The following is a 14558-nucleotide window of genomic DNA, read 5'->3' on the forward strand; positions in this document are numbered from 1 at the left end:
TAATGGCTAGACGTAAAGACGTTATCGATCACGAATTAGACCACGCGGAAACCTACGAGCAATGGAAAGCTGCAGCGATTTGCAGCGACGAAAAAACAGGGCTCGATTATTGGAAAAACGTTGATCGCAGTGGCCTATACGATTTCAAATCTATTCGCCAACGTCTAGAGCGGCTACGAGAACTACGGGCAAAGTCAGACAACCAAGGGCTTCTTTTTGCCCTTAATGAAGGCATACACGGCAATATGGGCGGCATGGGCCGCTCGATTCTCTACAAAAAGGCCCGCTTTGGCACCAAAAGCCTTATCGTCGAATACATCGAAGAAATCGGGTCGGCATTACTGCATTTGGCCAGCGACAAAGCTGACGATATTTCCTTAGAAGAAAAGTTTGAATTTTTCCAGCGCGCCAGCCACTGCTTTGGTCGCTCTGCACTTATGCTGAGTGGTTCTGGCACGCTCTTATACTTCCATCTCGGGGTTGTAAAAGCCCTGTGGGAACAGCAACTGCTACCGCCCATCATGTCAGGTTCCAGCGGCGGCGCTTTAATTTCTGCACTGGTGGGCACTCACTCACGTGCAGACTTAGCAAAAATTTTCGCACCAGAATACATCCGCTTTGAGGTAGAAAAAGAAGGCGGCATTCTTGCCGGTCTCAATATGTTTAAACGCGCCGCCATATCACCTGACGCGGTGGTAAAACTTTACGAGCGCTTAATTCCCGACCTGACATTCCAGGAGGCCTACCACCTTACCGGGCTACAAATTAATGTTTCGGTCGCACCGGCAGAGAAACATCAATCATCGCGCTTGCTCAATGCGGTTGCATCACCCAACGTCATGATCCGAGAAGCCGTCATGGCATCCTGCGCCTTTCCCGGCGCCTTCCCGGCAGTCACCCTAGCGGCCAAAAACCAGCGCGGCGAACGTCAGGCCTATCTCGCTTCGCGAAAATGGATAGACGGCTCGGTCAGCGACGACATGCCGATAAAGCGCGTCGCTCGCCTCTACGGCGTCAACCATTTCATCGTCAGCCAAACCAATCCTATTGCCCTGCCCTTTGTAACCGAATCAAAAGAGCAACATGGCTGGGGTATTATTAAGCACGCAATGCGTAACACGACCCGAGAGTGGCTGCTTGCCGGCACCAAACTCATAGCCAAACCTGTTGGACTCAATCCAACCTTGAGTAAAGTCGTCAATATGACCAGCTCTGTATTAGCGCAAACCTATACCGGCGACATCAACATTCTGCCTCCACGGCGCCTGCACAGCCCCATTGGTTTGCTGTCGGGCCGCAGTACCGAAGAGATCATGAATATGATTCGTGACGGTGAGCGTGCCTGCTGGCCGCATATAGAAACCATTCGCCTACAAACCAGCGTCAGCCATGTTCTAGACCGTATTTTGCGTGACATGGAACTGCGTTTGATTGCAGACTCACAACAAACCCGAACCGATGTTGCAATGGAAGCTAATAAATGACACACCAGCAAAGTACCTTAAGCAGCAACTCCGGTTGCCGTATCTACACTCAAAACTGGCAGCCGACTGGCACGCCAAAAGCGGTTTTAATATTGGTACATGGGCTCGCTGAGCACAGCAATCGCTATGTAGACATAGCAAATTATTTTACCGAACAAGGCTATGCGGTTTACGCCTTAGATCATGAAGGCCACGGTCACTCGCAGGGATTACGCGGCTATATAAATCGCTTCGACGATTTTTTAAGCACACTAGATCAATACTGCAACAAAATTGCCGAACTACACCCAGACCGCAAATTGTTTTTGGTGGGTCACAGTATGGGCGGCGTTATTTCAAGCGCCTATTTGTTAGAACACCAACAAAAGCTCGCTGGCTGCATATTGTCTGGGGCCGCACTGGCTACCGGCGATGTAGTTAGCCCTATTCAAAAAGCTGTGCTAAATACGCTTTCAAAAGTTTTACCGAAATTACCTGTTCTACAATTAGAAGCCAATGACGTTTGCCACGATCCTGCAGTCGTCGCAGCTTACAAAAATGACCCACTAGTCTTCAACGGGAAAATTAGGGCGCGACTGATAAGTGAAATTTTAAGCACAGCAGATCGCGTACTAAAAAATGCCGCCAGCATTTCTCTACCGATGCTTATCCTTCACGGTGGTGATGATAAGATGGCGTCGCCCACTGGCTCAGAAAAATTATACGCAGCTATCTCTTCAAACGATAAAACCCTGAACATTTACCCAGGCCTTTATCACGAAATTTTTCTCGAACCCGAAAAATTCGAAATCTATGCCACGATCCAAGCGTGGATTGAACAAAAAATATAATGACAAATGCGATATATAATTAGTTAGTATGTAATCTATACGAATGAAGTAATAAAAAAATCTATAACAATTTTCATAGTGGCATTCAGCGGTATCGCACTAAAGGAATAGCACAATGCAAGACACTCGTACCAACCCTTGGCCAGAAACTATCTCTGGCCCCGTAGTATTCATTGTCGACAGTATCAATCGCACTGAAAAACGCCTTTTAATAGATGCCATCCGCAAAAACCAACCCAAGGGTTCTACCTACCACGTTGTGCACAGGCAATTACGGCAAGTGAAGCAGAGCAGCTCACGCACCAACACTCAATTGCTTGAGCTTACAAAATCAAATGACAACCCTTACTTTGTACCGATACGAGTGTGCTGGCAAACCCGCGACGCTCAAGACATGAAAGGTGTGTCGCTGCGTGACTTAATCACCGGCAACCGCGAATACCCAGGCTGGATTCAACAACAGATTAGACTTCGTCAAGGCGGTGACAATCACAGCATTACCATCGGCAAGGGTGCTAGCTTAGAACAACTAAAAGAGAGTTGCAGCCTACATGCCGGCAAGCACGGCGGCACAGAAAATCTGATTAAATTTATTGATCGCTCAGCATTTTTGGCTCTCGAAAAAATTGAGCGCCAAACCAAAGGCGCGCGCTACAAAATTCCACAACTGCTTACCGACGAAGTTATACGCAAACCCTCGGTGATCAAAGCCTTAACAGAGCTAAGCCAGTCCACAGGCCGCTCTATGGACAGTCTGATCAAAGAAGCCAAGCTTTGCCTAGAAGAAATGTCGGCAAAACCGACCACGTTAGGCACCGATCTTTTCGCCGCACTTGGCCGGTTCATGTATACCCGAGGCTTCGACAAAAACATCGATTATGCCGACGGTGACATCGAGCGTATTCGCAAACTACTTGCTGAAAAGCCCGTCGCATTTTTATTTACACACAAATCTCATATCGATGGCTTTCTACTGATGACCATCTTTCACGACCAAAATTTAACGCCACTGCACTTGTTCGGTGGCATCAATATGAATATGCCAGGTGTAGGCCCACTAATGCGGAGATCTGGTGCGATCTTCATTCGACGCAGCTTCCAAAACGATGCAGTCTACAAAGTAGTATTTAAAAACTATATCGACTATTTAGGTGAAAAGCGCTTCCCATTGATGTGGGCACTAGAAGGCACTCGCTCCCGCACAGGTAAGCTCATGCCGCCACGCTACGGCCTGATCAACTATGTAGTGAGCGCCTATATGCGTGACGACGCTCCGGACTTAATACTCATGCCGGTGTCTATCACCTACGATCAAGTCCCCGAAGTGGCCGATTACGACGCGCTGCAAGCAGGCGGTAAAAAGCGCCCCGAGTCAGCCTCTTGGTTTATGGAATACGTGAGTGGCCTAAAAAACCCCCACGGCAAAATTCATGTGCGGTTTGGCGAAGGTGTACCTATCAGCGAACATCTGGATCGCAGCAGTCCAACACCGCAAACCCGAGACATTCAAAAAATTGCCTTTGAACTCGCGGTAGACACCAACAACGTCACCCCGATAACGGTTAACTCGCTCATCTGTTATGTCATTCTTGAGCACGGCCACAAGGCGATAACCTTTAGTGAGATGCATACCGACATTCAAGAGCTCATGCAGCTTATTAATATGCTGGGATTTTCCACCACCACTGACGTACAAAACCTTGACGAAGCTGGTATTAGAAAGTGCCTACTAGAGCTAGATACTACCGGCGTTATAAATACATTTAACGACGGCATTGAATCTGTTTACATGCTGCCGACCGACGCAGGACGCACAGCGGCTTATTATCGCAATGGCTTAATTCACTTTTTTATTACCAGCGCCATTGCCGATCTGGCTCTACTCGCCGTTAGCGAAACCGGTGACGATGCCATTGCCCAGTTCCATAACGAAGCACTGAAATTGCGCGACATGTTCAAGTACGAATTTTTCTTTGAAGGCTCAAGTGCCTTTATTGTACTACTGGAACGTGAGCTTGATCAGCGCGCGCCCAACTGGCGTGAGAGCGTTACCCAAGGCGCGAAAGCAACCCGTAAATTGCTCACAGGCATTGCACCTATATTGGGTCATGGCACGCTACGGCCCTTTATCGAGGCCTATCTTGTACTGGCGCGAGCTTTGCGCATGCAAGCCGTGGGGGAAATTAGTGATCAAAAACAACTCATCGACCACGCTCTAACGCTCGGCAAGCAACGGGTACTGCAAAAACGTATTCACTGCGAAGAATCGGTCTCCGGCAGTTATTTTGAAAATGCCATTAAAATTGCCGAAAACCAAGACCTGCTAAAAGCCGGTGACGACGCAGTGGCTGGACGCCAGCGCTGGTTAGAAGAACTAAGAGCCATTTCTGCCAACGTGCGGTTTTTGGCGTCTATATCTGATGCAAAGCGTTTGGCGCTGCGTACTCAGCTAGAGAAATAAGCTAATCCGACATTAACCGCAGTGCCGAAAGGCGCGGCGGTTTCTATCGTGGGTGTGGGCGGCGATGGCTTCAAAATTTTGCAGCAGCACTTCAGGTCCCCGGGCAGGCATCGCGCATTGGCTGCAGGCTAACAGCGACTTAGCATTTATTTCAACGCTATCAATAATCTCAAAAATACCTTCGCTGTATTCACGACCAGCATCGGACATATCCAGCGGTGGCGCGCCGATATAATCGATTTTAATTTTGCCTTTACTCACTTTGTAATGGGCAAAGCCAATCCCGACAAAACTCGCCTCTGACCAAATTTGGGTGCCGTCATCATCCAATAAACGAATCGACGCACCTCCAGTGCCCACCATCATTTGCACATAGCCCAGCGGATTTGGAAGTCCCAAGAACATCGGCGCCGAACGCTGGTAGATGTGATCATGACCAACAATAACAAGATCCACACCGTAGCGAAGGAATATATTTTCTTCTAAAGCCACCAGCGTGAAATTCGCCGGACTACGATCAAGCTGATCAGTCCATATCGTGAAATGCTGCATCACAATAATAAAATCTATTTCACCACGTAGACGACGAAAAGCGGCATTGGCAAGATCAACCTCAATATTCAGAAGCTCTTCTGGCAGCGTACCATCGCCGATTAAGGCACCAGCGGTAGTCACCAAAAAGTGCACGCGATTAAAATCGAAGGAATAAAAGGTGCTACCCGGATCGTTAGGCCCAAACGAAGACGTTAAAGGTTTGGGCGGATGGCTAAAACGATTTTTAAAGGTCTCGCCGCCAAAGTCTTTTTCCTCATGATTTCCTGGCGCCGCCATGGTAAGACGACGTGCCAATAGCGGCTGCATTTGCTCAAACCACACATCCCATATTTGCTGATCGCCATTGGCATACGACAAATCCCCCGCCAACATCAGTAAATCCGCCGGCGTCCGCATCACTTCTTCCGTTACTAATTTCGGGAGTTCGCCAATGCCGTGGTCGCCAAAGTGAATAAAGCTCCACTCATCACGCGGGCTTGGCATCACAACGTAAACCGCTGACCAGCCGCCCTCGTCAGAACCAACTCGGTAACGCAAGGGACGGTCAGGGTCGATACCCACGGCACTAGCGCGATGCGTAAAACTGTCGATACCCGTCGTTTCAGATGTGCTCGCCTCAACGCTAAACTCAAAGGCGTCGTCTTGAATCGAAAACTCATCCAGCCCCACATCAAATGACGAGAATTCCAGCCACGATACCGGCGCATCTCCACCGTCGGTAAACCATGTGATTGTTCGAGAGCTGTGGCTATCTCCCATAAAACTGCTGTGCAAACCACGCGGCATCATTGGACCAAGCACCTCAGTGTCGGGCATCGGTTCCGGCTGCGGAATAGGTTCCGGCATTGGCTCTGGCGTAATAAGCGCACCGTCAGTACTACGACTGCTCCCGCCCCCACAGGCAGTTAAGGCTAAACCCGCAACGCTTCCCGCCACAAAGCGTCGGCGTGTTAATGGCCGTAAAGGAGACGGGCGTGAAGTTGGATCGCGAGGTAAAGACATAGAGAACTCCGGAATTTATGCTCGCCAGAGTCTATGCCCACCCTATTAAGAAATGATGACACAACTGAAAACCTAAAAATACTGCGTAGATGACCCCATAAGATTCCGCGCTTGTTTATATCGGCACTGGAACAGCCACTTAAGAATGATAACGCAATGTATTGCGGAGTTAAGACTTAGAAAACCAAAGCTACCGGAGGAAACTATTTTTCATAATGGTAACGACAAGAAATAACAGTAAGCTGATTATCGTCCACCGCATAAACTAAGCGATTGCTATCATCAATACGCCGCGACCAAAAACCGACTAAATTTTCCTTTAGAGGCTCAGGCTTGCCAATACCTTCAAACGGAGATCGCTGCGTATCCTGAATAAGCCTATTGATACGCTTTAATGTTTTCTTGTCTTGAGTTTGCCAGTACAAGTAATCCGACCATGCCGCTCTAGTCCATGAAAGTACTTCAATCACTAGTCAGCTCATGCTGGCTTATTTTACCAGCCCGATATTGTTTAATGGATTTTGAAAGATGGGATGCATTAGCGGGACTCTTCAGTAAATGAACCGTTTCCATAAGACCATTAAACTGATCCAAAGACATTACAACCGCATCCTCAGAGTCCCGGCGAGTAATAATAGTGTAGTCAGCATCACTAACCACCTGATCTAAAACACTTTTTAACTTACTCCGAGCATCTGAAAAGCTAATAACTCTCATGGATCATCACCTTACTTGTACAGCAAATAGGTCAAGTATAACTTGTACGGTAATTTGTGCAAGTAGCGCACTAATTCGGAATGACGGCCTGCAACTGTTGATGGCTATTGCGCTGCCGCAATCGGGCGGCCGAGTTTTGGGTAAAACGATCATATGAAACGACGCTGCCGAGCCAAAGTCGCCCCCGCTGATCACAAGCTAATTCAGTTACGTAGCCAACTTTAGAGTGAAGCTACAATTAACACTATTGCCTAACGAGCTACAATTCCACGCAGTCGCATCAACATTTTTATTATATAAACTGAGGCTGTGGGTAACAGCCTTGCCAATATGTCTTGCGCACGGCCGTCACTGATAAATATGCGGGCGACATTTTTTTGTACGCCACGTAAAATGATCTTTGCTGCATCGGCAGGGTGGGTTCCACGTTGTAATTCTTCGTGAAATTGTTGGGTGCCGCTATTGTGATGATCTGCATTGAGGGTGATGTTGGTTGCTACCGCGCCGGGATGTACTGTGTGTAGTGTTACATTGCGGATGCCGCGAATGTGATGTTCTGCGCGCAGGCTGTCGGTAAAGCCCCGTACGGCAAATTTGGTGGTGCAATACGGCACGAGATACGGCAGCGCAAGAATACCTTGTGAGCTTGAAAGATTTACAATGGCGGCCTCTGGCCGAGTCCGTAAATGCGGATAACAACGCTGGGTGGTGTGAATGACGCCCCAGTAATTGATGTTGGTAATTTTTTCAAAGTCTTGCTCACTCGCTTCGCCAAAAGTGAGGTCGCCAAGGGCAATACCGGCGTTATTAATCAGCAGGTCGATGCAGCTAAAGCGAGCAAGCACATTGTCGATAAAGGCGTTAATAGCCAGTTTGTTGCCCATATCAACCGTTTCGCTGTAAAACTCTGCGCCCAGCGCCGTTAATTTTTCTTCTGTGGTATTTAACTTAGTGATATCGCAAAAGGCGATTTTGGCACCTTGACGCGCAAGCTCCATGACCAAGTGATGACCAATACCGTCGCCACCCCCGCCCGTCACGATGGCGACTTTATCTTTAAATGTTTTCATGCCCGATCTCTTATTTGATAGAAGCTGGATTTAATGATGTTTATTCAAAAACGCGAGCACATCGTCTGCGCTCTTACTCGGCGCTTCTAACATGGGCATGTGACCAAGCTCTGGATAGGTAATGAGTTCGGCATTCGGTATACCGCTCTGCCACACCGCTGCGGAGCTAATATGCAGCAGACGATCACGTTCGCCCCATAATATGAGTATGGGCACGTGGATTTCACTCAGATGCTCATCCAAAAAATCGGTATTGTGGAAGTCATTGAATATGCGGGTAAGTGACTCGCGACGAACAATATAGTCATCCGCCATATAGTCTAAAATCATTCTTGGCAGCCACGGTGGCTGGGCCATGGTCATGCCATAAAATTCAATAAATTCTTCACGACTACGAATTTCAAAAGGGTTGCGGCCCGAGGCCAGCATTTTGGCCATGTCACTTTCTTGCGGCGCAACAACACCGGCGGCATCAATCAGTACGGCGCTCTGCACGCGGTCTGGATTATGCAAAGCCAATTGCGCACTGATGAAACCGCCCATGGAATTACCCACAATATGAGCGCGCTGAATACCCAATACGTCCATCGCTTCTACCACCCGCTGCGCCTGACTCACGGTGTCGTATTTTATTGCAGGATCAAAGGCAGTTTCGCCGTGGCCAGGCAGATCAAGAATCAAGACCCGATACTTATCAGTGAAATGGCTGGCAAAGCGCATCCACACGGTTTTTTCTGAGCTATAGCCGTGAATCATAAGCACGGTTTCGTCGGCCGTTTGCGGGCCACCCTGCCAGCTCATCATGCGGCTATCGCTAATCTCGACTTCAGCGCGGTGTAAGCCATAAATACGTGTTTCAATACCGCTAACCAAGTGCAGCACGTCACCACCAATACGCGGGTAAGTAACCCCAGCCCAAATGGCGAAACTAGCAGCCAACGCGATAGCAACAATTAGGTACTTCTTCATCCTGCATTCCTTTCTTTAATCGGTGTAGTAAGAGGTTTACTAATAGTTGGCTGCAGCGGATAGTCGCTGCGGTCGATCACGTCGCGCATATCCCACCAAATAATTTTATTTAGCAGGCGCAGGGGTACAAAGTTCGCGCCGAACCACGTTTTAAATGAGTCTTTACCGTATACAATTTTCGGCGTGCCACGACGTATACCGCGAATCACGTGGCGCACAATTGCCTCCGGCGGGGTTGACAGATATTTGTCCGAGAAGGCTTGGTGCTGAGGCACATTGGCAATATTGGTCGCAATGCCACCCGGATGCACAAGGTGCACGCTGATTGGACTATCGAGTAACTCAACCATTAACGCTTCGGTAAAGCCGCGCACGGCAAATTTCGCTGCGCTGTAATCACTGTTATTTGGTGGGCCGATCAAACCAAAAACACTAGACACATTCACCACCGCGCCCTCGCCGTTCTCGATCAGCTGTGGCAAGAACACCTGGGTGCCGTGCACCACGCCATAAAAATTGATGCCCATAACCCGCTCGATTGAAGAGAGTGGCGTCGCCCACACCGGTTTGCCATCACCCGACACGCCGGCATTATTTATAATGACATGAGCATTGCCGAGCGCATTTTTTACATCGGCAGCAAATGTTTCCATTGCCGAGCGATCTGCAACATCGAAGGTAGCACTGTATATTTCGGTAGAACCGTTCTTCCGCACCATCTTAACGGTTTCAGAAAGCCCCTTGCTGTCGTAGTCATTCAGTGCCAGCCTTGCACCTAGCTTCGCAAATTCTAGGGCATAAGCACGCCCCATACCCGAACCAGCCCCCGTTATAACAATGAGCTTATTATTAAAATTCTTCATGTTAATGGCCTTAGCTAAACAAATGGTGCTTCGTCTTAAAGCGGCTGGCTAGCCTGCGAAACGTAAAGCTGAAGCCGGGGAACATGGCGATAACGTGGCCACTTTTGCTTTGATACCAACTGGTGCATCCGCCCGCTTTCCATACGGTTTTTTCCATTTCAGAGTGGACCATTTGAGTGTATTCATCTTCGGCGTCGGCACGGACTTCGATGGCTTGCTTACCGGATTTTTCAAGCTGCTGAATGCTGTTAGTGATGTATTTAATTTGCGACTCAATAACAAAAATCGCCGAGGTGTGACCAATGCCGGTATTTGGCCCGGTGACGATAAAGAGGTTGGGAAAACTGGGAATCGTCGTACCGAGGTAAGCCCGTGGAAATTCCTCCCAAACATTGGCTAGGCGCTTATTGCCTTTGCCCATTACGGGATAGGAGATCACGCCATCGGTGGCGTCATAGCCGGTAGACCAGATAATGAGATCAACATCAACTTGCTGCCCCTGCGCGGTGAGAATACCGGCCTCGTTTATGGCGGCTATACCGTCTTGCTTGTCATGCAAACTGACATTGGACCGAGACAAGGCAGGATACAAGGTGCTTGATAAAATGACGCGCTTACAGCCAATAGTGAAATCTGGGGTAAGCTTTTCACGCAGTACTGGGTCTGGCACCTGCTTTTTAAGGTGCTTCAAGGCCACCCGTCCGGCAGCGAGATTTAGCATCAGCTTAGAATACTTAAAACCGATCACACGAGTTTCAAGGCCCCAATAAATCGACCAGCGCAGCGCTTTATAAAACGGCTTAATACCAAGCAACTTACGCTGGAAAGATGAAAACTTACGGTCTGGCCGTGGTAACACCCAGTGCGGACTGCGCTGAAAAACGTGCAGCTCGGCGACATCCCCCGCAATAGCGGGAATAACCTGCGCGGCACTTGCTCCACTGCCAATAATCGCGACGCGTTTACCGTGATAGTCGTATGAATGATCCCAGCCGTTGGTGTGAAAGCTTTTTCCTTTGAAGGTATCGCTACCGGGAAAGTGAGGAATAACTGGCGTGCTCAGCGGGCCAGAGGCATTGATCAAGATTTGCGCCTCAAACGTCCCCGCGGCGTCGGTCTCTACAATCCAACGCTTGTCAGCCTCATTCCAGATCACCTGCTTCACATTGGCATTTAGCGTGGTTTTTTCACGCAAGCCATGTTTATCAATCACGTCGTTGGTGTATTGCTGTAGCTCTTCCTGTTCTACAAACATCTGCGACCACGCGCGGGGCTCGGACGAAATTGAATACAGCGGTGACTGCACATCTACCGCTGCACCGGGGTAACTATTTTGACACCACGTGCCACCCATAAAATCACGACGTTCGAGAAGTCGGATGTCCGTAATGCCCTGCTCCTGCAGGCGGATTGCCGCGCACTGACCGCCAATTCCGCTGCCAATAATGACAACCCGATAACACTGCCTAGTTTGCATGTATTAACTCTCCCGTGAGGGCTTTAGAATTTTTTATGTGATGACAAGCGACATCACTTTACTTCTGATGACACTTGTCGTCAAATACTAATATGCAAAAAATTGAACAAAACAACACATCAGGGCGAACCTACGGGGGCGAAAGCGCAGCCGAACGGCTGTCGCGGCAACGCCAGACCTTTATGGATGCCGGTTTAGAGCTCTTTGGCACTGTTGGCTACCGTGCCACCACAGTAAGAACGCTGTGCAAGCAAGCGGGACTGACTGATCGCTATTTTTACAAAACCTTCAGCGACACCGAAGATTTATTAGCGGCGGTCTATACCGAGTCGCTAGACCAAATCCAAGCCGAGGTAGTGGCCGCCATCAATACCGCAGCCAACCAACAATTAACAGCTGGCCAAATCGACGCTGGGCTTGAGGCATTTTTTAGTGCATTTGAAAACTCACGGATGGCGCGTGTGTGCTGGCTGGAAGTACTAGGCGTTAGCCCGCGCATCGACGCGCTATACACCCACCGCACTCAGCAGTTTGCCGAATTATTATTAGTTCTTGGTAGAGCCATGCAACCAAACTGGTCTATCGCAGAAGAGGAAACCCGTATCACGGGCATTGCTTTGGTCGGCGCCATCAGTCAGTCGGCGCTGCAATGGCTATTGGATGACTACCGCTCACCGAGAGCAATGCTGGTGAGCGCCAATGCTCGCTTAATTAGAGGGCTTATCAACACGCTCCCGCATTAGGCGCTGTATAGGGCTGCGGTTTTGTCGCTACAGCCCTAAGAAACATACCGAAGAAAGCGGCTTAAAAAATAACTTTAAAATCCACACCATAGGTTAATGGGTCAACAACACCAACATGGTAGGTACCAATATCAGTCCCTGTTAAACCACCGGGTTGCGACACCCGATCATTGCCCAGTAAATTTTTGCCCCACAATGCCATTTCATAGCCGCCACCTGGGGTATTCCACGCCACCCGTGCATTCAGCAATTGTGTATCGTCGCCATAACCGTTAACGGTATTAAAGAATGCTTGATGGTCTTCATTACCCGACTCGGTGTTTTCCTCATAAATATAATCAACATGAAATAACAACAAGCCGTAATTAATCTCTGGAGACCAATCCATCGTCAGGGTGTATTCCTGTGGCGACGACACATTGAGCTGATCAGCAACAATAAATTCTCCCTGCGCGTTGTAGTAGGCCTCTCGACTAGATTCCTGCTCCCGATAGGTATAAATAAGGCCGAAGCGCAGATTGTCACTTGCCAACCAATCAGCCGTTAGCTCTATGCCTTGAATATCTTCATCGGTATTGATAACTGTCGGCACCGCGCCATTACTCTCTGGGGTGCGCGACTCGATGGCTTCTTGCCGATCGTCAATAATCATTTTAAATAGGGCGACTTGGGTGCGAACGCGGGTGTCGAAAAAATCACCTTTAACACCAAATTCAAAATTGCTCACCACTTCTGGGTCTAGCGGCGCTTCGCGGGTGCCGGTATTTAATGAATCATAGCCGCCAGATTTATAACCGGTGGAATAACTCAAGAATGTCATCGCACCTTCTGTGATCTGATAATTTGCAACGACACGTCCGGTAATTTTATCCCAGCTTTCGGAAGCTGTTTCTAGCCCCTCGGAGTTAAAAAAGAAGTTCTCACCCAATGCCTGTGAGACTACAAAATCAGCTAGCGGCGCATCCCAGCTAAAAGACTTTTTGTCGTTGCTATAACGTAAACCGGTAATCACATTCAGGCGGTCGGTAATGGGAAAATCAAGGTCTGTAAAAAAGCCGTAGCTTTCAAAATCACCTTCGTTGGTCATGGTTTCGGTTACGTAATTGCCTGCCACCACACCGCCCAACAAGGTATTTAGTAAACCTTGAGGAATGCTCGCCATACCCGAGGCCAGCTCTAGCACCGTGCCATAGCCAAAGGTTAAAGCGGTTTGCTGGTAGGTGTCTTCCTTGCTGTAATTCGCGCCGAATACCGCGTCTACCCAATCTAGCGCAACATTAAATTGCATCTCGAAATAGGCGATATCTGAATCTTCAATATTATTGGTATCAACGTAGACCGACTCATCGGAGGTCGCATCTTCGTCCTGTAAATTATAAGTTTCGAAAGCGCGATAACTGCCGATCAAGGTCATGGTAGTTGCGTCGCTTAACTCATACCATAGCTTGCCGGTAAATCCCTGCATGTCTCTGGTTTCGCCGCCGCCAATCGCATCGGTCTCTAATTTTCGATCTGTCGGGTCGGGGTAATTTGAGAAATTCTCGCTAATACTAAGACGCGCCTGCGGGCCATTATCAACGCGATCAATATCGTAGGCGAACTGCATGCTCAATCTATCGCTGGCTTCCCAGCGTAGGGCCAAACGCGCAAATTGATTATCTTGCTCGCCGGGGTCAGGGCTAGCTGTACCTTTATTGTCGATAACCGCATCGCGCTGGTTGTGCAGCAAATTCACTCGCAGGGCTAGAGTGTCACTAAGCGGGACATTCCCCATGCCTTCGACACGAAACAAGTTGTAACTTCCCAACTTTGCCATTACAAAACCTTCGGTCTCTTCAAGGCTTGGCGCATTAGGAATAAAACTCACCACCCCCGCCGCCGCGTTGCGACCAAACAAGGTGCCCTGTGGGCCTTTTAAAACTTCTACACGCTCCATATCAGAAAACGGCACGGTAATCGCAGCACGCGGTAAATAAACACCATCTAAAAAAGTTGCAACCGAAGGGTCGCCTCCGGTACTGATATTTGAGCTATCGATACCACGAATCACAAACGAAGATTGGGTAGTACCGCCGCCCCGCACACCGTCACCTACCTTCAAGCCTGGGATATACGCTTGAATATCTTCCATATTCAGAGCGCCGGTATTTTCCAAATCCTGATTGGTAAAGGTGTCCACCGTGACCGGCACCGTCATCGCACTTTGTTCACGCTTTTGGGCGGTAACCACCACCTCCTCTAGCGCCAAGTTCTTCGCCGCGTAGGCCGAAGGTGCGCCTAGTACCGCAAGACCAACCGCGTAAGCTATGCGATTTCTATTCATGGATTTCATGCCCCCCCCTCTCTCGCAAACACTCGTAAACGCCTAATGCACCACACAGCGCATT

12 protein-coding genes are annotated in these 14558 nt (G+C 48.9%); 4 read left to right on the forward strand and 8 right to left on the reverse strand.

Annotation, left to right across the window (positions count from 1 at the left end):
- Positions 1-2 precede the first annotated feature (2 nt).
- The 3 genes from GVJ32_RS14805 to GVJ32_RS14815 all read left to right on the forward strand — a co-directional run bounded on the left by GVJ32_RS14805 (position 3) and on the right by GVJ32_RS14815 (position 4775).
- Positions 3-1484, forward strand: a complete 1482-nt coding sequence (locus GVJ32_RS14805; protein WP_159240859.1) for a DUF3336 domain-containing protein — start codon at positions 3-5, stop codon at positions 1482-1484.
- Positions 1481-2314 (forward strand): alpha/beta hydrolase, encoded by an 834-nt coding sequence (locus GVJ32_RS14810; protein ID WP_159240860.1) that lies wholly within the window; start codon positions 1481-1483, stop codon positions 2312-2314. The genes GVJ32_RS14805 and GVJ32_RS14810 overlap by 4 nt, the downstream gene beginning before the upstream one ends.
- 115 nt (positions 2315-2429) lie before the next feature.
- The gene (locus tag GVJ32_RS14815) at positions 2430-4775 is read left to right on the forward strand and encodes a 1-acyl-sn-glycerol-3-phosphate acyltransferase (protein WP_159240861.1); all 2346 of its coding nucleotides are present in this window, start codon (positions 2430-2432) and stop codon (positions 4773-4775) included.
- A 12-nt stretch (positions 4776-4787) separates the two neighbouring features.
- On the opposite strand, the gene GVJ32_RS14820 is transcribed toward GVJ32_RS14815, so the two are convergent.
- The 7 genes from GVJ32_RS14820 to GVJ32_RS14850 all read right to left on the reverse strand — a co-directional run bounded on the left by GVJ32_RS14820 (position 4788) and on the right by GVJ32_RS14850 (position 11428).
- Positions 4788-6332 carry a purple acid phosphatase family protein gene (locus GVJ32_RS14820; protein WP_159240862.1) on the reverse strand — a complete coding sequence of 515 codons (1545 nt, stop codon included), beginning with the start codon at positions 6330-6332 and terminating at the stop codon, positions 4788-4790.
- A 203-nt stretch (positions 6333-6535) separates the two neighbouring features.
- A complete protein-coding gene (locus tag GVJ32_RS14825) occupies positions 6536-6802 on the reverse strand; it encodes a Txe/YoeB family addiction module toxin (RefSeq protein ID WP_159240863.1) in 267 nt (88 codons plus the stop codon).
- Positions 6795-7049 (reverse strand): type II toxin-antitoxin system Phd/YefM family antitoxin, encoded by a 255-nt coding sequence (locus GVJ32_RS14830; protein ID WP_159240864.1) that lies wholly within the window; start codon positions 7047-7049, stop codon positions 6795-6797. The genes GVJ32_RS14825 and GVJ32_RS14830 overlap by 8 nt, the downstream gene beginning before the upstream one ends.
- A gap of 251 nt (positions 7050-7300) precedes the next feature.
- Complete coding sequence (locus tag GVJ32_RS14835) at positions 7301-8119, reverse strand: SDR family NAD(P)-dependent oxidoreductase (protein ID WP_159240865.1); 819 nt, start codon at positions 8117-8119, stop codon at positions 7301-7303.
- A 30-nt stretch (positions 8120-8149) separates the two neighbouring features.
- Positions 8150-9088: an alpha/beta fold hydrolase gene (locus tag GVJ32_RS14840; RefSeq protein WP_159240866.1), complete on the reverse strand. Its 939-nt coding sequence runs from the start codon at positions 9086-9088 to the stop codon at positions 8150-8152.
- The gene (locus GVJ32_RS14845) at positions 9085-9951 is read right to left on the reverse strand and encodes an SDR family NAD(P)-dependent oxidoreductase (RefSeq protein WP_159240867.1); all 867 of its coding nucleotides are present in this window, start codon (positions 9949-9951) and stop codon (positions 9085-9087) included. The genes GVJ32_RS14840 and GVJ32_RS14845 overlap by 4 nt, the downstream gene beginning before the upstream one ends.
- A 10-nt stretch (positions 9952-9961) precedes the next feature.
- A complete protein-coding gene (locus tag GVJ32_RS14850; protein WP_159240868.1) occupies positions 9962-11428 on the reverse strand; it encodes a flavin-containing monooxygenase in 1467 nt (488 codons plus the stop codon).
- Positions 11429-11520: 92 nt separating this feature from the next.
- Between GVJ32_RS14850 and GVJ32_RS14855 the strand changes: the two genes are divergently transcribed.
- Positions 11521-12171 (forward strand): TetR/AcrR family transcriptional regulator, encoded by a 651-nt coding sequence (locus tag GVJ32_RS14855; RefSeq protein ID WP_159240869.1) that lies wholly within the window; start codon positions 11521-11523, stop codon positions 12169-12171.
- A 61-nt stretch (positions 12172-12232) separates the two neighbouring features.
- On the opposite strand, the gene GVJ32_RS14860 is transcribed toward GVJ32_RS14855, so the two are convergent.
- The gene (locus GVJ32_RS14860; RefSeq protein WP_159240870.1) at positions 12233-14503 is read right to left on the reverse strand and encodes a TonB-dependent receptor; all 2271 of its coding nucleotides are present in this window, start codon (positions 14501-14503) and stop codon (positions 12233-12235) included.
- Positions 14504-14558 lie beyond the last annotated feature (55 nt).

The sequence above is a fragment of the Zhongshania aliphaticivorans genome, from assembly GCF_902705855.1.
Classification (GTDB): Bacteria; Pseudomonadota; Gammaproteobacteria; order Pseudomonadales; family Spongiibacteraceae; genus Spongiibacter; species Spongiibacter aliphaticivorans_B.